Raw genomic sequence first — 21,595 nt, forward strand, 5'->3', positions numbered from 1 at the left:
CGTGCCCTCCTGAGCCCCGGGTGCGCTGAGGCCCGCGGAGCCGTCGTCGGCCGGGGTCCGGGCTCAGTCTTCGGCGGCCCCTGCCGAGGGCTGGGGTGTCGCGGCCCGTCGTGGTCGGGGGACGCCCGCCGGGCGGTCGTCCCCGGTGGGCGGGGCGTCGGATGCGGTGTCGGGCCGGTGGTCCCCGGGGTGCAGTGCCGCCGACAGCGACGAGCCGGCGTCGACGGCCTCACGGACCAGTTCCTCCCGGACCGAGTGCGCGGCCCGCACGCTGAGCAGGCTGTCGTCGATCTCGTCGGTGTACATGGTGTCGCGGGCGGTGGTCAGGGCCAGGTCGGCGTATTCGGCGGCACGGTCGGCGATGGCCTGGCACTGTTCCCACTCGCGGTGGGCGGTCACCGCGGCGTGGACGCGTTCGCCGTAGTCGGCCAGGACGGCGATGCGTTCGGAGAGGGCGGTGTGGGCGCGCGCGACCGCCTCTTCCTGGGGTTGCAGGGCCCGGGTGACCTGCGGTGAGACCGCCTCCCGTTTGCGCTGCACGACTTCCCTGCGCAGGGTGCGCAGTCGCAGCAACTCCTGCGACATGCGCCATTCCTCCTCACGGAGCAGGGGCAGGGTGTGGGCGGCGTCGAAGGACCCGCCGAGCACCCGGGTACCCTCCTGGACCCGGTCGGTGGCCTGCTGGAGGCGGGCGAACAGGTGGGCCTCGGGCTCCTCGTGGCGGGTGGCGTGGCTGTAGGGGCGGCCGAAGTCCTGGGGGAGGACGTAGCGGTGGCGGTGCTCGGAGGCCAGCCGGGGGAGCATGCCGGGGCGCATGACGGCGCCCGCCCCGCCCGCGGTGACGAGCAGGTAGAGGGCGGCGGTGGAGGCGCTGCCGGGCACGGTGGCGGCCAGCGGCTCCAGGGCGCCGCCCAGGAGCAGGTTCCCGGTGAGGACGATGGCGCTGGACACGGGCAGTGCCCAGAAACCGTGCATGAGGAGGTCGGCCCAGTCGTCGGCGAGGGATCCCCGGTCGGAGATCAGCCCCAGGAGGACGGCGGTGACGATCAGGCACAGCAGGGCGATGAGCGGTGCGGCGGAGCCGGGGACGAGCAGGGCGAGCGCGGCCAGGGAGGTGCCGCCGGCCGCGGTGAGCGCTGCTCCGCGCCGCCAGGTGAGCCGTGACGAGGGGCCGAGGGAGTCGGGCAGGAGCCGCTCGGGATGGCCGCGCAGGCGGGTGAGCGTGCGGCGCGGCAGGGTGGGGTCGAAGGTGGGTCGGGAGGGGTGGGACACGGCTGGCACCTCATTCCGGGGGCGCAGTGCGCTGATTTCGATGGTAACCCCGTGGCCCCTGCCCGGTCAGGGGTGTTTCCGGGCCTGTGGAGGGCCATCGGTGTCGGAGACGGGGCCGTGAGGGCCGCCGCCGCGTTCTCGGGCCGGTCCGGGCGGGCTTCCGGGGCGGGGAGCGGGTTCCCGGCCGTGGCGCGGACCGGGCGCGGGTGGTTCCGGACGTGGGATGTCGTGGGCGGTCGGTAGCGTTAGGGAGGGAGGGGCCCGTGTGCGGGGGCGGGTTCCGCGGCGACGAGGGAAGAGGGCGACGTGCGACCGGTCACCGAGATCAAGCGCAGTGAGAAGCCGTTCGAGGTGGTCTCGGACATGCGGCCGGCGGGCGACCAGCCCAAGGCGATCGAGGAGATCACCCGGCGGGTGCGGGCCGGTGATCCGCACACGGTGCTGCTCGGTGCGACCGGTACCGGCAAGACGGCGACGGTGGCGTGGACCGTGGAGCGGTTGCAGCGGCCGACCCTGGTGATGCAGCCCAACAAGACGCTGGCCGCGCAGTTCGCCAACGAGTTGCGGCAGATGCTGCCGAACAACGCCGTCGAGTACTTCGTGTCGTATTACGACTACTACCAGCCCGAGGCGTACGTCCCCCAGAGCGACACCTACATCGAGAAGGACTCCTCGATCAACGACGAGGTGGAGCGGTTGCGCCACTCGGCGACGAACTCGCTGCTCACCCGGCGGGACACGATCGTGGTGGCCTCGGTGTCGTGCATCTACGGCCTGGGCACGCCGCAGGAGTACGTGGACCGCATGGCGCGGCTGGCGGTGGGCATGGAGGTGGACCGCGACGATCTGCTGCGCCGCCTGGTGGACATGCAGTACAGCCGCAACGACATGGCGTTCACGCGCGGCACCTTCCGTGTGCGCGGCGACACGGTCGAGATCATCCCGGTGTACGAGGAGCTGGCGATCCGCATCGAGATGTTCGGTGACGAGGTCGAGCGGCTGCTCACGCTGCACCCGTTGACCGGCGAGGTGCTGGGCGAGAGCGAGGAGATGTTCATCTTCCCGGCCTCGCACTATGTGGCCGGTGAGGAGCGCACCGCGCGGGCGGTGGCCACGATCGAGGCGGAACTGGGCGAGCGGCTGGCCGAGTTGGAGGGGCGGGGCAGCCTGTTGGAGGCGCAGCGGCTGCGCATGCGCACCACCCACGACCTGGAGATGATCCGCCAGCTGGGGACGTGCTCGGGTATCGAGAACTACTCGCGGCACTTCGACGAGCGGCCGCCGGGCAGCGCCCCCAACACGCTGCTCGACTACTTCCCCGACGACTTCCTGCTGGTGCTGGACGAGTCGCACGTGACGGTCCCCCAGGTCGGGGCGATGTACGAGGGCGACGCCTCCCGCAAGCGCACCCTGGTCGAGCACGGGTTCCGGCTGCCGTCGGCGTTGGACAACCGGCCGTTGAAGTGGGAGGAGTTCGTCGAGCGGATCGGGCAGGCGGTGTACCTGTCGGCGACGCCGGGCCGCTACGAGCTGCGTCAGAGCGCCGGCGACGTGGTGGAGCAGGTCATCCGGCCCACCGGTCTGGTGGACCCGGAGGTGCTGGTCAAGCCGACCGAGGGTCAGATCGACGACCTGGTGCACGAGATCCGGGTGCGGGCCGAGCGGTCGGAGCGGGTGCTGGTCACCACGCTCACCAAGAAGATGGCCGAGGACCTCACCGACTACTTCGCGGAGATGGGGATCCGGGTGCGCTACCTGCACAGCGAGGTGGACACGCTGCGCCGGGTGGAGCTGCTGCGGGAGTTGCGGGTCGGCGAGTTCGACGTGCTGGTCGGCATCAACCTGCTGCGGGAGGGCCTGGACCTGCCGGAGGTGTCGTTGGTGGCGATCCTGGACGCCGACAAGGAGGGTTTCCTGCGGTCGGAGACCTCGCTGATCCAGACGATCGGCCGGGCGGCGCGCAACGTGGCCGGCCAGGTGCACATGTACGCCGACAACGTCACCGATTCGATGCGGTCGGCGATCGAGGAGACCAACCGGCGCCGGGCCAAGCAGGTGGCCTACAACACCGAGCACGGGATCGACCCGCAGCCGTTGCGCAAGCAGATCGCCGACATCCTGGACTCCCTGAACCGGGAGGACGTGGACACCGAGGAGCTGATGGCGACCGGGTACCGCGGCGCCGGCGGTAAGACGGCGAAGGCGCCGGTGCCGGCGTTGGGGGAGCGGGGCGTGGACGCGTCGAGTCTGCCCCGGGCCGAGTTGGCGGGTCTCATCGACCAGTTGGGCGAGCAGATGCATCAGGCCGCGGCGGACCTGCGGTTCGAGCTGGCGGCCCGGCTGCGTGACGAGATCGGTGAGCTCAAGCGTGAATTGCGCGGCATGGACGCCGCTGGAATGCCCTGAGGGGCGGGGATTCCGACTTCTCCTTGTCTCGGGAAGGATACGTTGAGGCAACGATAGGGTCGCGTAGTTATCTCCGCGTGACATAATCTTGGTCCTGCGCAGGATCTATGTCGCAATTGCCGGATGAATCCGGGTGTGGGGGAAACGATGAGGGCTCGACTCCAGGTCGCCGCCGGCGGCACCGTGCTGCTGAGCACCCTGCTGACCGCCGGATGCGGCCTGGCCCTCGGTCGCGAGGAGGTCCAGGGCCCGCCCCTGCCTCCCGGGGCGGACGCCGTCACGATCCCCGAGGAGAACGTCGACACCGCGGACGTGCTCGTCGTCGTCGACGACGGTTCGCAGATACACGCCGAATGCGCGGGTCGCGAGGTCGTGATCTCGGCCGACGACGCCGTCGTGGTGCTGGACGGGGCCTGTGGCCTGGTCCGCACCACCGGTCGCGGGTCCACCGTCGACGTGGGGTCCGCCGACAAGATCGTGCTGGTCGGTGTCGACAACACGGTCTCCTTCGCGGGCGGCGACCCGGAGGTCGTCAACCACGGTCGCAACACCACCGTCGCCGAGGGCGGCAGCGCCGAGGAATGAGTCCGGGGGCGGTCCCGGACGGGGCGCGGACCGAGGCGCACGCGAATCCGTGTCGGCGCATTGACCGCCCCGCCACCCGAGAGTGACCTTGGATCGGTTACCGTTGTGCGCGTCCACATCCACATCAGAGGGATGAGGGCCACAGATCGGGCAGAGGCCACCACCGAGAGTGAATTCTCGGTATCGGTCGGCTGTTGCGTTCCCCCGCCCGGCTCTGAGGCGATACGGTCGTTCCGTCCCGCTCGTCGTCGAGGCGGCACTGCGGCGGGGAGGACACGGAGACCCGCTAGGGGAGGGGTGGATGAGCGGTTATGTCGCACGGGTGCGACATGATGAGTCGCCCGGGGGCGATGCGGGCCTCGATCCGTTGGTGCGGTCCGCCGCTCAGCGCTGGGCCGCCGCCGACCCGCTGCTACCCGAACCGGTGAGCTTCGCCGCCGACTCCTACCCCCTGTTGACCGTCAGCGACGAGGACGGCCGCACGGTCGCCGCCGGCGCCATGCACTACACCTGGTACCAGCCCGGCGAGGTCGGCCGTATCTGGGGCGTGCCCGACCAGCATTGGCTGACCCCGATCGTCGGTGGCCCCGAGCCCGCGCGCGCCCTGGACTCCCTGCTCACGAGCTGGCGCGACCAACTGGAGGACCTGCCCACCGGCACCGGCTCGGAATCGGCGGCCCTGGTGAGCTGGCCGGCCCGCGACGTGTGCGGTGTCATCCCGCTCCAACGCCACGGCCTCCAGCCCTACACCGTGCTGGCCGCGCGCCAGCGCCGCCGGGGCGTGCCCCCGTCGCTGCCGCCGCGCGACGTCACCATCCGCCTGGCCGATCGCAGCGACCTGACGCAGGTGGTGGGGCTGCTCATGGAGGAGCACCGCTACGAGCAACACTTCGGCGGGGTGTTCCTGCAACCGGACACCGCCGAGCAGACCCGCAAGGTGGCCGCCCGCGCCCTGGAACGGTCGCGTTCCTGGATCTGGCTGGCCGAACGCCGTGGACGCGCGGTGGGGCTGCTGTGGGTGTCCCCTCCCGAACGCTCCCGCTGGGCGAAGTCGCTGGTCCAGGCCCGTCCGATCGCGCACATCGGCTACGGGGTGGTCACCGCCGCCGAACGCGGGAACGGGATCGGCACCGCCCTGGTGGGCCAGGCCCACCAGGCCCTGGACAGCCACGGGGTGGGCGTCTCGGTGCTCAACTACGCCGCGTTGAACCCGCTGTCGGGGCCGTTCTGGCACCGCATGGGCTACCGCCCGGTCTGGACGACCTGGGAGATCCGCCCCGCCCTCGCCCTGCGCTGACCGCCGTCCCCGGGGCGCGGGGGGACCGGGGGCCCGTGTCCGGCCTGACGGTGTCCCCGGACCGAACCCTCGCGCCCACGGTGGCGTCACCGTGGGCGCCGCGCCTGTGGACGCCCCGGATCCGGGGCGTCGGAGGCCGGTCGATTAGCCTGTGCCCGGACGCAAGGGCGCGTGGGAGGGACGGACGATGGCCGTGGACGACCGGGGACCCGAGGGCGGAGAGCACGTCGGGATCGTCGAGGTGGGACCGCGCGACGGGTTGCAGAACGAGGCGAAGGTGCTCTCGGTCGAGGACCGGATCGAGATGATCGACCGGGCCGTGGACGCGGGAGCGCGCCGGATCGAGGCGGTCAGTTTCGTCGACCCCAGGCGGGTTCCGCAGATGGCCGGCGCCGAGGAGATCATGAAGGGCGTGCGACGCGCCCCGGACGTCTCCCACATCGGGTTGGTCCTCAACCGGCGCGGCCTGGACCGCGCGGTCCAGGCCGGGGTGTCGGAGGTCAACGTGGCGGTGCCCGCCACGGACGGGTTCTGTGTGCGCAACCAGGGCTGCACCGTCGACGAGATGCTCGACGCGCTCGTCGACATCGACCGCGCCCTCCAGGGCACCGGCATCCCGTTGAGCGTCACCGTGTCGACGGCGTTCGGCTGCCCGTTCGATGGTGAGGTGACGCCCGAGCGGGTGGTGGAGGTGGTGCGGCGCGTCGCCGACACCTCGGCGGTGGAGATCGCCCTGGCCGACACCATCGGGGTGGGCGTGCCCGGCCAGGTCACCGGGCTGGTGGGGCGGGTGGGCGAGGTCGCCGGGGGGCGCACCCTGCGCTGCCACTTCCACAACACCCGCAACACCGGTTACGCCAACGCGTGGGCGGCGGTGGAGGCCGGGGTGCGGGTGCTCGACTCCAGCGTGGGCGGGTTCGGCGGCTGTCCCTTCGCCCCGGCCGCGACCGGCAACATCGCCACCGAGGACCTGCTGTACCTGCTGCACCGCGGCGGCCTGCGCACGGGCGTGAGCCTGTCGGCCGCGGCCGCCCTGGGCGACTGGACGGGTGCGCGCCTGGACAAGGCGCCCCCCGCCTACCTGGGCCGGGCCGGGGGCTTTCCCGCCTGAGCCGCTCGCCGTCGGCGGACGTCGGGCGGACCGCTTCGGTGACCGCCCGACGTGTCCCGGTGGCGGTGCGGGTGATCCGGGCGAGGCGCCCCCGCCCACCCGGGTCGGGGCTTTCCCGCCCGATCCGGGCGAGGCGCCCCGGTCCACCCATCGATCACCGGCGGGTGCGGTGTGCTCGGACGGGGAGGTCGCGACGAGGTCCGGGGCGGTGACGAAGGCCGGCGGGCGTGGCGCGCTCAGGAGGGGAGGGCGCCCAAGAGGCGGGCGATCGCCTCGGCGGGCGGGGTCCACACGGTGGTGGCCCCGTCCCGGGTGGAGGCGGCGTCGGCGGGCGTGGCGTGCCACGCGTCGACGGGTTCGCGGTAGGCGTCCTCGTCCAGGGAGCAGGACCCGGTCGAGGCGGGGACGAGCGGAGGCCGGAGGGGTTCGGTCACGGTCGGTCACGTCCTCGTGAATTCACGATTTCCTGAATTCATGATCCTATGTATCGTTGTGGGCATGCCGCAAGTCACCACCGAGATCGACGCCCTGGCCCGGTTCGGCCGGGCCCTGGCGGACCCCATCCGCTGCCGGGTGCTCCTGGTCCTGTGCGACGGCCCCGCGCACCCGGCCGAACTCGCCGAGGAACTGGGCATCGCCCGCACCCGGCTGTCCAACCACCTGGCCTGTCTGCGCGACTGCGGACTGGTCGTCACGGTCCCCATCGGCCGCCGGGTCCGCTACGAACTGGCCGATGCGCGGCTGGCGCACGCCCTGGGCGCTCTGCGCTCGGCGGTGATCGCCGTGGAGACCGACCGCGTCTGCGTTGACGCCGAAGGGCGCCACTGATGGCGGCCCTCGCCCCCGAGCGCCGTGCGGTGCTCACCCGTCGCGTCCGACTCCTGGTCGCCGTCACGATCGCCTACAACCTCGTCGAGGCGGTGGTGGCCCTGACCGCGGGCCGGATCGCCTCCTCGGCCGCGCTCATCGGGTTCGGGCTCGACTCCCTGGTGGAGGTCTCCTCGGCGGCCGCCGTCGCCTGGCAGTTCTCCGCTTCCCGGGAGCAGGTGCGCCGGTCCCGGGAACGGGTCGCGCTGAGGATCACCGCGATCGCCTTCTTCGCCCTGGCCGCCTATGTCACCGTGGACGCGCTGCGGGCCCTCCTGGGCGCGGCGGAGGCCGATCCGTCCCCGGTCGGCATCGCCCTGGCCGCCCTGTCGGTGGTGATCATGCCCTTCCTGTCCCTGGCCCAGCGGCGGGCGGGCGGGGAACTGGGTTCGGCCTCGGCGGTCGCCGACTCCAAGCAGACGTTGCTGTGCACCTACCTGTCGGCGGCCCTGCTGGTGGGGCTGCTCCTCAACGCCGTTCTGGGGTGGTCGTGGGCCGACCCGGCGGCCGCGCTGTTCATCGCGGTCCTGGCCGTGCGCGAGGGCGTGGAGGCCTGGCGCGGGGACGACTGCTGCGCGCCCTCGGGGATGGAGGTCGCGATGCGCGGAGCCGACACCGATGACGACCGCTGTGACGGGTGCGACTGAAGAGGTGTCCCCGGGCCCCTCGGGGTGTGGTGTTCGTCGCCGTCGGGCGGGTGGACCTCGTCCGCCACGGCCGCCGCCCGTCGCCGTCGGGCGGCGCCCCGGGGCCCACCACCGGAGACGATCCCGATCCCGTGACGCACGCGACACGCTCCCGCCCGCGCGTCCGCGGTTCCGACCCCGGCGGGATCCTCGCTGGTCGTGGAGGGGAACACCCGCGCCCGCCGGTATGTTCTGCGGATGTGGTTCCACGGGGGGCCTGTTATCCTGGTGCCCCGTGGATGTCCGGCGGACCGAGCGATGATCCCACCGCTCAGGAACCGGACCGCCGCACGGCCGCTCTTGCTCGTCCGAGCCCGCCGTAGCCACTCAACCCACGGGAGCAACACTTTGGCATCCGCCGCGAGTACCAAGCACCTTTTCGTTACCGGCGGCGTCGCCTCCAGTCTCGGCAAAGGCCTCACCGCTTCCAGTCTGGGACGGCTCCTGAAGTCGCGCGGTCTGCGGGTCACCATGCAGAAGCTGGACCCCTACCTCAACGTGGACCCGGGGACGATGAACCCCTTCCAGCACGGCGAGGTCTTCGTCACCGACGACGGCGCCGAGACCGACCTGGACGTGGGCCACTACGAGCGCTTCCTCGACACGGAGCTCTCCGCGACCGCGAACGTCACCACCGGTCAGATCTACTCCAGCGTCATCGCCAAGGAGCGGCAGGGCGCCTACCTCGGTGACACCGTGCAGGTCATCCCGCACATCACCAACGAGATCAAGTCCCGCATCTACGCGATGGACGCCCCCGACGTCGACATCGTCATCACCGAGATCGGCGGCACGGTCGGCGACATCGAGTCGCAGCCGTTCCTGGAGGCGGTCCGCCAGATCCGGCACGAGATCGGCCGGGACAACTGCTTCTTCCTGCACGTCTCGCTGATCCCGTTCCTGGGCCCGGCGGGCGAGATGAAGACCAAGCCGACCCAGCACTCGGTCGCCGCCCTGCGCAGCATCGGCATCCAGCCCGACGCCATCGTGTGCCGTTCGGACCGGCCCATCACCCAGAGCCTGAAGGCCAAGATCAGCCTCATGTGCGACGTGGACGAGGCGGGCGTGGTCTCCACCCCCGACGCCCCGTCCATCTACGACATCCCCAAGGTCCTGCACCGCGAGGGCCTGGACGCCTACGTCGTGCGCCGCCTGGGCATGCCGTTCCGCGACGTGGACTGGACCGAGTGGGACGAGCTGCTGCGCCGCGTCCACCAGCCCGACCACGAGGTCACCGTCGCCATGGTCGGCAAGTACATCGACCTGCCCGACGCCTACCTGTCGGTCAGCGAGGCGCTGCGCGCCGGCGGGTTCGCCACCGACACCCGCGTCAACATCCGCTGGGTGGCCAGTGACAACTGCGCCAGCCCCTCGGGTGCGGCCGCCGAGCTGGACGGCGTGGACGGCCTCATCATCCCCGGCGGGTTCGGGGTGCGCGGCATCGAGGGCAAGATCGGCGCCATCCGCTACGCCCGTGAGAACCGCATCCCGTTGCTGGGCATCTGCCTGGGCCTCCAGGCGATCGTCATCGAGTACGCCCGCAACGTGCTGGGCCTGGAAGGCGCGAACAGCACCGAGTTCGACGACAAGGCCGTCGACCCGGTCATCGCCACCATGGCGGACCAGGAGGACGTGGTCTCCGGCGACCGCGACATGGGCGGCACCATGCGCCTGGGCCTGTACCCGGCCGACCTGGGCGAGGGCACCCTGGCCCGGGACCTGTACGAGGGTGCTCCGCAGGCCTCCGAGCGGCACCGGCACCGGTTCGAGGTCAACAACGCCTACCGGGCCGCGCTGGAGGAGGCGGGTCTGGTGTTCTCCGGCCTGTCCCCGGATGGCAAGCTGGTGGAGTACGTCGAACTGCCCCGGGACGCCCACCCGTTCTTCATCGCGACGCAGGCGCACCCGGAACTGCGCTCCCGGCCGACCAAGGCCAACCCGATGTTCCGCGGTCTGATCGCGGCGGCCTTGGCGAAGAAGAACTCCTGACGGTGGGGCCGGGCGGGGCACGAGCCTGAGAGGCGAGCACATGAGCGACACCCACCCGGCCGACACCGTGACCTCGGGGGCGGGCGCGAAGATCGCGGACGCCCCCGAGTCGTGGCCGGTGGAGCGCTCCGTGGAGCGTTTCCGCAGCCACAAGGTGGGAATGCGCACCGACTGGGTGGAGATGCCCGGTCCGGGCGGGCGGGGCACGAACCCGGCCGCCCGCGACTACATGGAGCATCCGGGCGCGGCCGCCGCGCTGGCCCTGGACGACGCCGGTCGGGTGCTGCTCCAGCGGCAGTACCGGCACGCCACCCGCCACCTGCTGTGGGAGCTGCCCGCCGGGATCATCGACGGCGACGGGGAGGGGCCGCTGGCCACCGCCCGCCGGGAGTTGGTGGAGGAGGCGGGGCTGCGCGCCGAGCGCTGGTACGAGCTCGCCGACTTCTTCCCCAGCCCGGGGTTCTCCGACGAGCGCATCCACGTGTTCCTGGCGCGCGGACTGTCCGAGGTCCCGGCCGAGGAGATCGACTTCGAACGCGAACACGAGGAGGCCGGTCTGGTCGCCGAGTGGGTGCCGCTGGAGGACGCGGTGCGCCTGGTGATGGAGGGACGGCTGCACAACGGGGCGACGGTGATCGGCGTCCTGGCCGCGCACGCCGCCTCCCGTGACGGTTTCGCCGGTCTGCGCGAACCCGTCGGACCGTGACCGGTCCCGCGCGGTCCGACACCTTCGCCGAGGACGCTCCGCGGGCGCTGGTGGAGGTGTGCTCGGCGTTCCTGGACCACCTGAGCGCGGAGCGCGCGCTGGCCGACAACACGCTGACGGCCTACCGGCGCGACCTGCGCCGTTACCGGGAGCATCTGGTCGAGGCGGGGGTCACCGCGGTCGAGGGCGTCACCCCCGTGGTGGTGGCCGCCTTCGTTCGGGCGTTGCGGGAGGGCGGGGGCGGACGGACGCCGTTGTCGGCGGCGTCGGCCGCGCGAGCCCTGGCCGCCGTGCGGGGGCTGCACCGGTTCGCGGTGCGTGAGGGGCGGGCCGGCGTCGACCCGACGACCGACCTGGCCCCGCCCGCGACGCCGATGCGGTTGCCCAAGGCGGTCCAGTTGGAGACCGTCGAACGCCTGCTGGCCGCGGCCGGTCCGGTCGAGGCGCCGGCCGCCGGTGACCGGGGCGCCCTGTTGGCGTTGCGCGACCGGGCGCTGCTGGAACTCCTCTACGGGACGGGGGCGCGCATCTCCGAGGCGGTCGGCGCGGACGTGGACGACGTCGCCGACGCGGTCGGCGCGACCGCGGACCCGGACATCCCCGTGCCCGAGGACCATGTGGGTCTGGTGCGGCTCCTGGGCAAGGGCGGCAAGGAGCGGCTGGTCCCGGTGGGCTCCCACGCCCGGCGGGCGCTGACGGCCTATCTGACGCGCGCCCGACCGGTGCTGGCGCGGGCGGGACGGGGGCGGGGCGGCCCCGCGTTGTTCCTCAACGTCCGGGGCGGTCGGCTCACCCGGCAGGGCGCGTGGGGGGCGTTGGCGGCCGTCGCGGAGCGGGCGGGGGCGGCCGGGGTCTCGCCGCACACCCTGCGGCACTCCTTCGCCACGCACCTGCTCGACGGTGGGGCGGACATCCGGGTCGTGCAGGAACTCCTGGGGCACAGTTCGGTCACCACGACACAGGTCTACACACTTGTGACAGTCGACCGGTTGCGGGAGGTCTACGCGGCGAGTCATCCTCGCGCACACCGTCGCGGCGGCTCCGACCTGCGAGAAAGCCCTTCTGGGTAGGGGGTTCGCGCCGGGTGGATCTTCGCCTTCGGTTTCCCTCGGGGGCGAAGACGTGGGATTCTACACGTGGGTTTCGTTGAAGTGCGTCGTGTCGGCGTTCTAGAGTCGCCGCACAGAGGTACGTTGCTGTCGACATATTGAGTTTCCGACGGCCGCCAGGCTCCAGGGGCACGGCATCCCTTCGGGCCGTGGCCGGTCCGTAGGGGAGGTCCAGGGTTGTGAACTGGTCGGAGAACGACGTGGCCGCACACGACGCGGCCGTCGGCGAGCAGTCGATCGCCGACCCGGTGACCAATCCCTGGGGCACGACACGCAACACGGGGGCCGATCTGCACGCCAAGAGACCTGAGCGGACCTATCCGGTGCCAGAGCCCATCGATGAACACGGCCCGGCACGGATTGTAGCACTCTGTAACCAGAAGGGTGGGGTCGGTAAGACCACCACGACCATCAACCTCGGCGCCGCCATCGCCGAATACGGCAGACGGGTACTGCTGGTCGACTTCGACCCGCAGGGCGCCCTCTCCGTCGGCCTGGGCCGACTCGATCCGCGCGAACTGGACCTGACCGTCTACAACCTGCTCATGCAGCGGGACGTGGCGGTCGAGGACGTCCTGCTCAAGACGGACATCGACGGCCTGGACCTGATCCCGAGCAACATCGACCTGTCCGCCGCCGAAGTGCAGCTGGTCGGCGAGGTGGCCCGCGAGCAGATGCTCGGCCGGGCGCTGCGGCCGGTCATCGACGACTACGACGTCGTGCTCATCGACTGTCAGCCGTCGCTGGGTCTGCTCACCGTCAACGCGCTCACCGCCGCCGACGGTGTGATCGTGCCGCTGGAGTGCGAGTTCTTCGCGCTGCGCGGTGTGGCGCTGCTCATGGACACCATCCAGAAGGTCCAGGAGCGGCTCAACGAGGACCTCGTCATCGACGGGTTCCTGGGCACGATGTACGACCCGCGCACGCTCCACGCCCGCGAGGTACTGTCCACCATCATCGACGGGTTCGGCGACAAGGTCTACGGGACGGTCATCAACCGCACCGTGCGCTTCCCGGACGCCACCGTGGCGGGCGAGCCCATCACCAGGTTCGACTCGTCCTCGGCCGGCGCCAACGCCTATCGGGATCTGGCCAAGGAGGTGCTGGCGAGGTGGCCTCTCAGCGGTCACGGCGCGTGACCCTACCCGGGGCGGACGAGCTGTTCTTCCGCTCCAGCGGCACCGAGGTGGACGCGGTGCCCGACGTGGACACCGAACGCCGCTACACGGCACCGGAACAACGGGGGAGCCGGACGTCCGAGCGTGCGCGCAGCGCCGGCCGGGTGGTGGAGGGCGCGCCCAAACCGAGCGGCCGCCAACGCCACGACGAGAAGATCACCGTCTACATCTCCGGGCCCGAACTGCTGGCCCTGGAACAGACCCGGCTGTCGCTGCGCGCCGAGCACGGGTTGAGCGCCGACCGGGGGCGGCTGGTCCGTGAGGCCGTCGCGGTGCTGCTCGCCGACTTCGAGGAGCACGGGCCGGCCAGCATGCTGGTGCGGCGACTGAGCGAGGAGTGACACGCCCGCCCGGTGTTCGGAGGGGGACACCGGGGGGCGGGAACGAGAGGCACGGGTGTCACCGGCGGGTTCGGGCCGGTGACACCCTTGTACGTATGGGTTACGACGACGAGGGGCCGCGACCATGATGGCCGGACCGGCCCCGGACGAGGCCGTGGAGGCGGGCGAGGGCTCCTTCCAGGTGCACCTCGACAACTTCGAGGGTCCCTTCGACCTGCTGCTGGGGCTCATCGCCAAGCACAAGCTGGACATCACCGAGGTGTCGCTGTCGAGGGTCACCGACGAGTTCATCGCGCACATCCGTGCCCACGGCGATGTCTGGGACCTCGACCAGGCCAGCAACTTCCTGCTGGTCGCGGCGACCCTGCTGGACCTGAAGGCGGCCCGGTTGCTGCCCCGCGGCGACGTCGAGGACGAAGAGGACCTGGCCCTGCTGGAGGCCCGCGACCTGCTGTTCGCCCGGCTGCTCCAGTACCGGGCGTACAAGGAGGTCGCCGCGTTCCTGCGCGACCGCATGGCCGCGCAGGGGCGGCGCTACGCCCGCGCGGTGCCGTTGGAGGAGCGGTTCGAGGCGCTGCGCCCCGAGGTGCTGTTCACGTTGGGGCCGCAGGAGTTCGCGGCGCTGGCCGGGATGGTGTTCACGCCCAGGGAGCCGCCGAGCGTCCCGGTCACCCACATCCACCAGCCCAAGACCTCGGTGAAGGAGCAGGGCGAGCTGATGGTGGTGATGCTGCGCGAACGCGGGCGGATGACGTTCGCGGAACTGGCCGCCGAGTGCGACGGTACCTTCGAGGTCATCGCGCGGTTCCTGGCGCTGCTGGAGCTGTACCGGGCCGCGAACGTGGGCTTCGATCAGCCCGAGCCGCTGGGGGAGCTGATCGTCACCTGGACCGGCGGGGACGCCGAGGTCGAGGTGGACAGCGAGTACGACGCCGACCCGGCGGACGAGGAGACGGGGGAGGACCGGTGACGGTGGAGGGGAGCACAGAGGTGCCGGCGACGCTGCGCCGTGACCTGGAGGCGGTGCTGATGGTCGTGGACCAGCCGGTGTCGGAGTACGAGCTGGCCAGGACCCTGAGGGTGCCCGTGGCGGTGGTCGTGGAGACCCTGGAGTCGCTGTCGCGGGAATACACCGACCAGGAACGGGGTTTCGATCTTCGGGCGGTGGCCGACGGTTGGCGTGTGTACACGCGGCCGGAGTGCGCCGACATCGTGGAGCACTTCCTCAAGGAAGGGCAGGAGGTGCGGCTGACCCAGGCCGCGCTGGAGACGATGGCGGTGGTGGCCTACCGACAACCGGTCTCCCGTGGCAGGGTCTCCGCGGTCCGCGGTGTCAACTGTGACGGCGTCATGCGTACCCTCGTACTGAGGGGGCTGATCGAAGAGGCCGGACACGACCCGGAGTCCGGTGCCCTGCTGTATCGGACCACCTCCTATTTCCTGGAACGGCTCGGTCTGCGCAGTCTCGACGAGCTGCCGGACCTGGCACCGTTCCTGCCCGACGACATCGAAGGTCTAGACGACACCGGTGAGCACACCTAACGAGAGTTCCCGCGGTGCGCGGGACGACGCCCCGCGCGGTGAGCGCGGCGACCGATACAACGACCGCGGCGACCGAGGACGCCGCGACGACCGAGGTCCCCGAGGTGGGGACGAGCGCGGCCCGAGGGGCCGTGGACGGGATGACTTCCGCGGCGGCGGTGACGACCGTCGCTCCTTCGGCGGCGACCGCGACGCGCGCGGCGGCCGTGATCTCCGTGGCGGTGACGACCGGGGCCGTGGTGGCGACCGGGGCGGCCGTGATGACCGTGGCGGCCGTTCCTTCGGCGGATCCCGCGACTCCGACCGTGGTGGCCGTTCGTTCGGCGACCGCGACTCCCGTGGCCCCGGTGGTCACCGGGGCGACCGTGACGGCGGTGACCGCGGCGGCTTCCGCGGTGGCCGTGATGAGCGCGGCGGCCGTTCCTTCGGCGGCGACCGCGGCCAGGGCGGCTCCGGCGGCTACCGGGGTTCCCGCGACGGTGGTGACCGTGGCGGCCGTTCCTTCGGCGACCGCGACTCGCGCGGCCCGGGGGGTCACGGCGACCGTCGTGGTCCCGGCGAGGGCCGTTCGTTCGGTGGCTCCCGTGATGACCGTGGCCAGGGCGGCTACCGGGGTTCGCGTGACGGGGACGACCGCCGTTCCTTCGGTGGCGACCGTGACTCCCGTGGTGGCCGTTCGTTCGGCGGTTCGCGTGAGGGCGGCGATCGTGGTGGCCGTTCGTTCGGTGACCGCGATTCGCGTGGTCCGGGCGGCTCCGGTGGTCACCGGGGTTCGCGTGACGGTGGTGACCGTGGCGGTCGTGATGACCGTGGCGGCCGTTCCTTCGGCGGATCCCGTGAGGGTGACTCCCGTGGTGGCCGTTCGTTCGGTGGCTCCCGTGATGACCGTGGCCAGGGCGGCTACCGGGGTTCGCGTGACGGGGACGACCGCCGTTCCTTCGGTGGCGACCGTGACTCCCGTGGTGGCCGTTCGTTCGGCGGTTCGCGTGAGGGCGGCGATCGTGGTGGCCGTTCGTTCGGTGACCGCGATTCGCGTGGTCCGGGCGGCTCCGGTGGTCACCGGGGTTCGCGTGACGGTGGTGACCGTGGCGGTCGTGATGACCGTGGCGGCCGTTCCTTCGGCGGCTCCCGCGACTCCGACCGTGGTGGCCGTTCGTTCGGTGACCGCGACTCGCGTGGTCCGGGCGGCTCCGGTGGTCACCGGGGTTCGCGTGACGGGGACGACCGTGGTCGTGGCGGTCACGGCGACCGCGACTCCCGTGGCGGCCGTTCGTTCGGTGGCTCCCGTGAGGGCGGCGACCGCCGTTCCTTCGGCGGCTCCCGCGACTCCGACCGTGGCGGCCGTTCGTTCGGTGACCGCGACTCGCGTGGTCCGGGCGGGCCTCGCGGCGACCGCGACTCCCGTGACGAGCGGACCGAGCGCCCCGCCAAGCGGCACAAGGTCGACCACTCGGCCGACCTCCCCGGCGGCCGCAAGGTGCCCATGGGCGACATCAAGAGCGAGAACCAGCTCTCCAAGGCCGCCCGTGAGCGACTCAGCGCCCTGCGCGCCGACTACGACCCCAAGGACGAGGAGCGTCCCGACGAGGCGCGCGACAGCTACGCCGACGTCGAGGGCGGCATCCGCCTCCAGAAGGCCCTCGCCGCCGCCGGTGTCGCCAGCCGTCGCGCCAGCGAGGAGATGATCGCCGCCGGTCGCGTCAGCGTCGACGGTGAGGTCGTCCGTCGCTTCGGCGCCCGCGTCGACCCCGAGAAGTCCGAGATCCGGGTGGACGGCATGCGCGTCGTCACCTCCCCGGACAAGCTCTATTTCGCGCTCAACAAGCCGCGCGGCGTGGTCAGCACCATGTGGGACCCGGAGGGTCGCCCCACCCTGGCCGATTACACCGGTCAGACCGAGGAGCGCATCTTCCACGTGGGTCGTCTCGACACCGAGACCGAGGGCCTCATCCTGCTCACCAACGACGGCGAGCTCTCCAACCGGCTCACCCACCCGCGGTACAAGGTCATCAAGACCTACATCGCCAAGGTACCCGGGCCGGTTCCGCACAGCGTGGTCAAGCGACTGCGCGCGGGTGTGGAGCTGGAGGACGGCCCGGTCGAGGTCGACTCCTTCCGCGTGGTCGACAACGACGGCGCCAAGGCCCTGGTGGAGATCCGCCTCCACGAGGGTCGCAAGCACATCGTGCGCCGGCTCATGGAGGCGGTCGGTCACCCGGTCGCGGACCTGGCCCGCACCCAGGTCGGACCGATCGACCTGAACACCCTCAAACTGGGCACGATGCGCGCGCTGACCTCTCGTGAGGTGAGCGAACTCTACAAGGCCGCCGGGCTCTAGCCCATCGCTTGTGGATACAGTTGACGGCGGTCACGACCACGGGTCGTGACCGCCGTTCCCTTTCCCCTTGAGGGGACGGACCGATGAGAACGACGGACAAGGCGGGATCCAAGTGGCGGTACGGGCCATTCGCGGAGCTGTGCAGGTCGACGCGGACGAACGCGAGCAGGTGCTGGAGGCCACGGCCGAACTGGTCTCCGAGGTGATGCGGCGCAACGGGTTGGACACCGAGGACGTCATCAGCGTGCTGTTCACCGCCACTCCCGACCTGACCAGTGAGTTCCCGGCGCTCGCGGCCCGCAAGCTCGGGTTCGTCGACGTGCCCCTGATGTGCGCCACGGAGATCGCCGTTCCGCACGCCCTGCCGCGCGTGGTGCGGTTGATGGCGCACGTGGAGACCGACCGGCCCCGCGCCGAACTCCACCACGTCTACCTGCGCGGTGCCCAGGCCCTGCGCCTGGACATCGCGCAGTAGCGCCCCCCTGCCCCCTAGTCTGGGAGGACACGGTGAGCGGATGGTCGAGCGGGGGGACACGGTGAAGGTGAGCGGGGACGCGGGGACGCACGACGGACGACCGTCGGTGCGCCGGGTCGCGGTGCTGGGCGCCGGTCTGATCGGTACGTCGATCGCGCTCGCCCTGGCCTCACGCGGTGTCGAGGTCCTGCTCTCCGACCCGGACGCGGCGGCTCTGCGGCTGGCCTGCGAACTCGGCGCCGGGAGTCCGCTGGCGGAGGGCGACGGGCGTCCCGTTGACGTCGCGATCATCGCGGCCCCGCCCGCCGTCGTGCCGACGGTGCTGCGCGACGCCCAGGACCGGGGGTTGGCGCACGTGTACACCGACGCGGCCAGTGTGAAGGCGAGCGTGGTGTCCGCGGCCGAACGCCTGGGGTGCGACATGGCCACGTTCGTGCCCGGTCACCCGATGGGCGGCCGGGAGAAGCGCGGTCCGGGCGCGGCCCGCGCCGACCTGTTCCTCGGGCGTTCCTGGGCGCTGTGCCCGACGGCGAAGGCGGATACCGGGACCGTGGAGCGGGTCGCCGAGGTGGCGCGACTGTGCGGGGCCGACCCGTTGGTCGTCGACGCGGCCGCGCACGACCGGGCGGTGGCGTTGGTCTCGCACGCCCCGCACGTGGCGTCCTCGGCGGTGGCGGCCCGGTTGCTCGGCGCCGACGACGACGCCCTGACCCTGGCCGGCCAGGGTGTGCGCGACGTCACCCGGGTGGCGGGCGGCGACCCGTCGTTGTGGATGGAGATCCTCGCCCACAACGCCGCCCCGGTCGCGGAGGTGTTGCGGGCGATGGCCGAGGACCTGGCCCGGGCCGCCGACGCTCTGGCGGCGCGGGACCCGGAGGACGCCGGGGGAGCGGAACCGGTCCGCGACCTGTTGGTCCGGGGTCGTGAGGGGCACGGACGCATCCCCGGCAAGCACGGTGCGGCGACCCTGCCGGAGTACACGATCATCCCGGTCGTCATCCCCGACGAGCCGGGCACGCTGGGCCGGTTGTTCGCCGCGGCGGCCGACGCCGGGGTGAACATCGAGGACGTGCGCATCGAGCACACCCCGGGTCTGCCCCTGGGGGTGGCGCAGTTGTCCGTGCTGCCCTCAGGGGTGGAGGTCCTCTCCCGGGCGTTGGCCGCCGACGGCTGGTCGGTGCACCCCGGCGCCTGACCGGGGGCGTGCCCCCGGTCCGTACGGTACGCGTGATTCCCCCGGTAGTGTGGGGCGTCGGCAGTACGACGAGTGGCAGAGGCAGGGCACGTGAGCGGGCAGGGCAGCACCGAGGGCATCGTCATCGCGATCGACGGTCCCTCCGGGTCGGGCAAGTCGAGCACCTCCAAGGGGGTGGCCAAGGCGCGTGGTCTGCGCTACCTCGACACCGGCGCCATGTACCGCGCGTTGACCTGGTGGATGCTCGACAACGGTGTGGACGTGCACGATCCGGCGGCCGTGGCCGCCGCCGTGGAACGCCCCGTCATCGAGATGGGCACCGACCCGGCCTCCCCGACGATCTCCGTCGACGGCCGCGACGTGGCCGTGGAGATCCGGACCAAGGAGGTCACGGGCAACGTCAGCGCCGTCTCGGCGGTGCCCGAGGCCCGTGCGCTGCTGGTGCGCACCCAGCGCGCGGTCATCGACGCCGCCCGGCGGGAGAGCACCGGCATCGTCGTGGAGGGGCGCGACATCACCACGGTGGTGGCCCCCGAGGCTCCGGTGAAGCTGTTCCTGACGGCCAGCGCCGAGGCCCGCGCGCAGCGTCGCAGCCGGGAGATCCACACCGGTGACGTGGCCGCCACCCAGGCGGACCTGGCCCGTCGCGACCGGCTCGACTCCAGCCGCGCCCACTCGCCGCTGAAGCGGACCGCCGACGCCACCGAGCTCGACACCACCGGTATGACCCTGGACGAGGTCATCGCCCTGGTCGTCACGTTGGTCGACGAGGCCGCGGCGACGGTCCGCGGCTGACACATCGGGCGGCCCCGGGGCCGCCCCTCCCCATCGCCGCGCACCCCGTCTCCGGGGTGACATCGGCCACCGGGGGGAACACACGGACACCCGCGGAGGTCGCCCTTCGCGGTGCACACGTGGTCGCCGTCGGCGTCCACGCCGATCGGGCCGCCCCGTCTCGCACGGGAGCGGCCGGTCGACTTTCGCACTCCTCGCGGCACGCATCCTGGGCGCGCGGGGAATCGAGGACCGGGAGCAGTACATGAGTGACGACTTCGATATCGCCGACATCGGCGTGGACGGCGAACAGGCCGTCCCCCTGCCCGTGGTGGCCGTGGTGGGCCGCCCCAACGTGGGCAAGTCCAGCCTCGTCAACCGCATCATCGGCCGCCGTGAGGCCGTGGTGGAGGACGTGCCGGGGGTGACCCGCGACCGGGTCGCCTACGACGCCGAGTGGCAGAACACCAAGTTCACCCTGGTGGACACCGGCGGTTGGGAGACCAGCGTCAGCGGCCTGGCCGCGATGGTCGCCCGGCAGGCCGAGTACGCGGCGCAGACCGCCGACGTCGTCCTGTTCGTGGTGGACGCCACCGTGGGCATCACCGACGCCGACGAGGCGGTCACGCGGGTCCTGCGCGCCACCAACCGCCCGGTGGTGCTGGCCGCCAACAAGGTGGACGGCAGCATGCAGGAGTCCGACGCGCTGAACCTGTGGAACCTGGGCGTGGGCGAGCCCTACGCCATCAGCGCCCTGCACGGTCGCGGCACCGGCGACCTGCTCGACGCCGTGGTGGAGGCCTTCCCCGAGGGGGCGGAGCGGGCCGAACCCGCCGAGGAGGAGGGCCCGCCGCGCGTGGCCCTGCTGGGTCGCCCGAACGTGGGCAAGTCCAGCCTGCTCAACCGGCTCGCCGGCGAGGACCGGGTGGTCGTCGACTCGGTGGCGGGCACCACCCGTGACGCCGTCGACGAGCTCATCGAGCTGGGCGGCAAGACCTGGAAGTTCATCGACACCGCCGGTATCCGCCGCCGGTTCCGGGCCCTCCAGGGCGCCGACTACTACGCCACCATGCGCACCGGCACGGCCCTGGAGCGGGCCGAGGTCGCGGTGGTCCTCATGGACGTCAGCGAGCCGCTGGCCGAGCAGGACATCCGTGTGGTGGAGCAGGTCGTGGAGGCCGGGCGCGGTCTGGTGCTGGCGTTCAACAAGTGGGACGTCCTGGACGAGGACCGCCGCATCTACCTGGAGAAGGAGATCGACCGCCAGCTGGCGCGGGTCTCCTGGGCTCCCCGGGTGAACATCTCCGCCAAGACCGGCCGCCACATGGAGAAGCTGGTCCCGGCGATCGAGACGAGCCTGGACGGGTGGTCCCGGCGCATTCCGACAGGTCAGTTGAACAACTGGCTCAAGGAGCTGGTGGCGGCCACGCCGCCGCCGGTGCGCGGGGGCAAGCAGCCCAAGATCCTGTTCGCGACGCAGGCGGGGGCCAAGCCGCCGCAGTTCGTGCTGTTCACGACCGGGTTCCTGGAGGACAACTACCGCCGGTTCATCGAGCGTCGGCTGCGTGAGGACTTCGGGTTCGAGGGGTCGCCGATCCACATCAGCATGCGCATCCGCGAGAAGAAGGGCGGCGTGCCGGGCAGGGCCTCCAAGGGCAGTGCGCGGCCGGACCGCCAGCACCGCCGTCGTTCCTGACGGGGATGACGATGGGGGCGCCCCGATG

General features: G+C 71.9%; 20 protein-coding genes. 18 read left to right on the forward strand and 2 right to left on the reverse strand.

What is annotated here, in order from left to right:
* Nucleotides 1–63: 63 nt before the first annotated feature.
* Complete coding sequence (locus PWG71_RS03005; protein WP_274807893.1) at nucleotides 64–1,272, reverse strand: hypothetical protein; 1,209 nt, start codon at nucleotides 1,270–1,272, stop codon at nucleotides 64–66.
* Between the two features lie 306 nt (nucleotides 1,273–1,578).
* On the opposite strand from PWG71_RS03005, the gene uvrB reads away from it, so the two are divergent.
* The 4 genes from uvrB to PWG71_RS03025 all read left to right on the forward strand — a co-directional run bounded on the left by uvrB (nucleotide 1,579) and on the right by PWG71_RS03025 (nucleotide 6,671).
* Nucleotides 1,579–3,678, forward strand: coding sequence for an excinuclease ABC subunit UvrB (gene uvrB / locus PWG71_RS03010; protein WP_274807894.1), 2,100 nt, complete (start codon nucleotides 1,579–1,581; stop codon nucleotides 3,676–3,678).
* Nucleotides 3,679–3,825: 147 nt separating this feature from the next.
* Nucleotides 3,826–4,263 (forward strand): DUF3060 domain-containing protein, encoded by a 438-nt coding sequence (locus tag PWG71_RS03015; RefSeq protein ID WP_274807895.1) that lies wholly within the window; start codon nucleotides 3,826–3,828, stop codon nucleotides 4,261–4,263.
* A gap of 301 nt (nucleotides 4,264–4,564) precedes the next feature.
* Nucleotides 4,565–5,560 carry a GNAT family N-acetyltransferase gene (locus tag PWG71_RS03020; RefSeq protein WP_274807896.1) on the forward strand — a complete coding sequence of 332 codons (996 nt, stop codon included), beginning with the start codon at nucleotides 4,565–4,567 and terminating at the stop codon, nucleotides 5,558–5,560.
* Between the two features lie 187 nt (nucleotides 5,561–5,747).
* Nucleotides 5,748–6,671 (forward strand): hydroxymethylglutaryl-CoA lyase, encoded by a 924-nt coding sequence (locus PWG71_RS03025; RefSeq protein ID WP_274807897.1) that lies wholly within the window; start codon nucleotides 5,748–5,750, stop codon nucleotides 6,669–6,671.
* 236 nt (nucleotides 6,672–6,907) lie between these two features.
* Here the strand turns inward: PWG71_RS03025 and PWG71_RS03030 are convergent, their stop codons facing one another.
* A complete protein-coding gene (locus PWG71_RS03030; RefSeq protein WP_274807899.1) occupies nucleotides 6,908–7,105 on the reverse strand; it encodes a hypothetical protein in 198 nt (65 codons plus the stop codon).
* 64 nt (nucleotides 7,106–7,169) lie between these two features.
* Here PWG71_RS03030 and PWG71_RS03035 point away from each other — a divergent pair, with 64 nt between their 5' ends.
* The 14 genes from PWG71_RS03035 (at nucleotide 7,170) to der (ending at nucleotide 21,567) form a co-directional block, all read left to right on the forward strand.
* On the forward strand, nucleotides 7,170–7,499 hold the full coding sequence (locus PWG71_RS03035) for an ArsR/SmtB family transcription factor (protein WP_274807900.1): 330 nt from the start codon (nucleotides 7,170–7,172) through the stop codon (nucleotides 7,497–7,499).
* Complete coding sequence (locus tag PWG71_RS03040; RefSeq protein WP_274807901.1) at nucleotides 7,499–8,185, forward strand: cation diffusion facilitator family transporter; 687 nt, start codon at nucleotides 7,499–7,501, stop codon at nucleotides 8,183–8,185. Before PWG71_RS03035 ends, PWG71_RS03040 begins: the two co-directional genes overlap by 1 nt.
* A gap of 387 nt (nucleotides 8,186–8,572) precedes the next feature.
* A complete protein-coding gene (locus PWG71_RS03045) occupies nucleotides 8,573–10,213 on the forward strand; it encodes a CTP synthase (RefSeq protein ID WP_274807902.1) in 1,641 nt (546 codons plus the stop codon).
* 40 nt (nucleotides 10,214–10,253) lie between these two features.
* Nucleotides 10,254–10,919, forward strand: coding sequence for an NUDIX domain-containing protein (locus PWG71_RS03050; protein ID WP_274807903.1), 666 nt, complete (start codon nucleotides 10,254–10,256; stop codon nucleotides 10,917–10,919).
* Entirely contained in the window at nucleotides 10,916–11,989 is a 1,074-nt protein-coding gene (locus PWG71_RS03055) for a tyrosine recombinase (RefSeq protein ID WP_274807904.1), read from the forward strand. Before PWG71_RS03050 ends, PWG71_RS03055 begins: the two co-directional genes overlap by 4 nt.
* Nucleotides 11,990–12,207: 218 nt before the next feature.
* Nucleotides 12,208–13,167 carry a ParA family protein gene (locus PWG71_RS03060; RefSeq protein WP_274807905.1) on the forward strand — a complete coding sequence of 320 codons (960 nt, stop codon included), beginning with the start codon at nucleotides 12,208–12,210 and terminating at the stop codon, nucleotides 13,165–13,167.
* Nucleotides 13,164–13,547, forward strand: a complete 384-nt coding sequence (locus tag PWG71_RS03065) for a hypothetical protein (protein ID WP_274807906.1) — start codon at nucleotides 13,164–13,166, stop codon at nucleotides 13,545–13,547. Before PWG71_RS03060 ends, PWG71_RS03065 begins: the two co-directional genes overlap by 4 nt.
* 124 nt (nucleotides 13,548–13,671) lie before the next feature.
* Nucleotides 13,672–14,517, forward strand: coding sequence for a segregation and condensation protein A (locus tag PWG71_RS03070; protein WP_274807907.1), 846 nt, complete (start codon nucleotides 13,672–13,674; stop codon nucleotides 14,515–14,517).
* Nucleotides 14,518–14,519: 2 nt separating this feature from the next.
* Nucleotides 14,520–15,089: an SMC-Scp complex subunit ScpB gene (gene scpB / locus PWG71_RS03075; protein WP_446724963.1), complete on the forward strand. Its 570-nt coding sequence runs from the start codon at nucleotides 14,520–14,522 to the stop codon at nucleotides 15,087–15,089.
* On the forward strand, nucleotides 15,076–17,427 hold the full coding sequence (locus tag PWG71_RS03080; RefSeq protein WP_274807909.1) for a pseudouridine synthase: 2,352 nt from the start codon (nucleotides 15,076–15,078) through the stop codon (nucleotides 17,425–17,427). Before scpB ends, PWG71_RS03080 begins: the two co-directional genes overlap by 14 nt.
* Before the next feature lie 112 nt (nucleotides 17,428–17,539).
* Nucleotides 17,540–17,902: a chorismate mutase gene (gene aroH, locus PWG71_RS03085; protein ID WP_274807910.1), complete on the forward strand. Its 363-nt coding sequence runs from the start codon at nucleotides 17,540–17,542 to the stop codon at nucleotides 17,900–17,902.
* A 40-nt stretch (nucleotides 17,903–17,942) separates the two neighbouring features.
* Entirely contained in the window at nucleotides 17,943–19,097 is a 1,155-nt protein-coding gene (locus PWG71_RS03090; RefSeq protein WP_274807911.1) for a prephenate dehydrogenase, read from the forward strand.
* Nucleotides 19,098–19,187: 90 nt separating this feature from the next.
* Nucleotides 19,188–19,892 (forward strand): (d)CMP kinase, encoded by a 705-nt coding sequence (gene cmk / locus PWG71_RS03095; RefSeq protein WP_274807912.1) that lies wholly within the window; start codon nucleotides 19,188–19,190, stop codon nucleotides 19,890–19,892.
* Nucleotides 19,893–20,115: 223 nt separating this feature from the next.
* The gene (der, locus tag PWG71_RS03100; RefSeq protein ID WP_274808130.1) at nucleotides 20,116–21,567 is read left to right on the forward strand and encodes a ribosome biogenesis GTPase Der; all 1,452 of its coding nucleotides are present in this window, start codon (nucleotides 20,116–20,118) and stop codon (nucleotides 21,565–21,567) included.
* Nucleotides 21,568–21,595: the final 28 nt, after the last annotated feature.

It is taken from the genome of Nocardiopsis sp. N85, assembly GCF_028882275.1.
Taxonomy (GTDB): domain Bacteria; phylum Actinomycetota; class Actinomycetes; order Streptosporangiales; family Streptosporangiaceae; genus Nocardiopsis; species Nocardiopsis lambiniae.

Bases quoted from the DNA above. Each gene is read 5' to 3' on its own strand.
- PWG71_RS03015 (WP_274807895.1), top strand. From the start codon at position 3,826: ATGAGGGCTCGACTCCAGGTCGCCGCCGGCGGCACCGTGCTGCTGAGC.
- PWG71_RS03020 (WP_274807896.1), top strand. From the start codon at position 4,565: ATGAGCGGTTATGTCGCACGGGTGCGACATGATGAGTCGCCCGGGGGC.
- PWG71_RS03025 (WP_274807897.1), top strand. From the start codon at position 5,748: ATGGCCGTGGACGACCGGGGACCCGAGGGCGGAGAGCACGTCGGGATC.
- PWG71_RS03035 (WP_274807900.1), top strand. From the start codon at position 7,170: ATGCCGCAAGTCACCACCGAGATCGACGCCCTGGCCCGGTTCGGCCGG.
- PWG71_RS03040 (WP_274807901.1), top strand. From the start codon at position 7,499: ATGGCGGCCCTCGCCCCCGAGCGCCGTGCGGTGCTCACCCGTCGCGTC.
- PWG71_RS03050 (WP_274807903.1), top strand. From the start codon at position 10,254: ATGAGCGACACCCACCCGGCCGACACCGTGACCTCGGGGGCGGGCGCG.
- PWG71_RS03070 (WP_274807907.1), top strand. From the start codon at position 13,672: ATGATGGCCGGACCGGCCCCGGACGAGGCCGTGGAGGCGGGCGAGGGC.
- PWG71_RS03090 (WP_274807911.1), top strand. From the start codon at position 17,943: ATGGTCGAGCGGGGGGACACGGTGAAGGTGAGCGGGGACGCGGGGACG.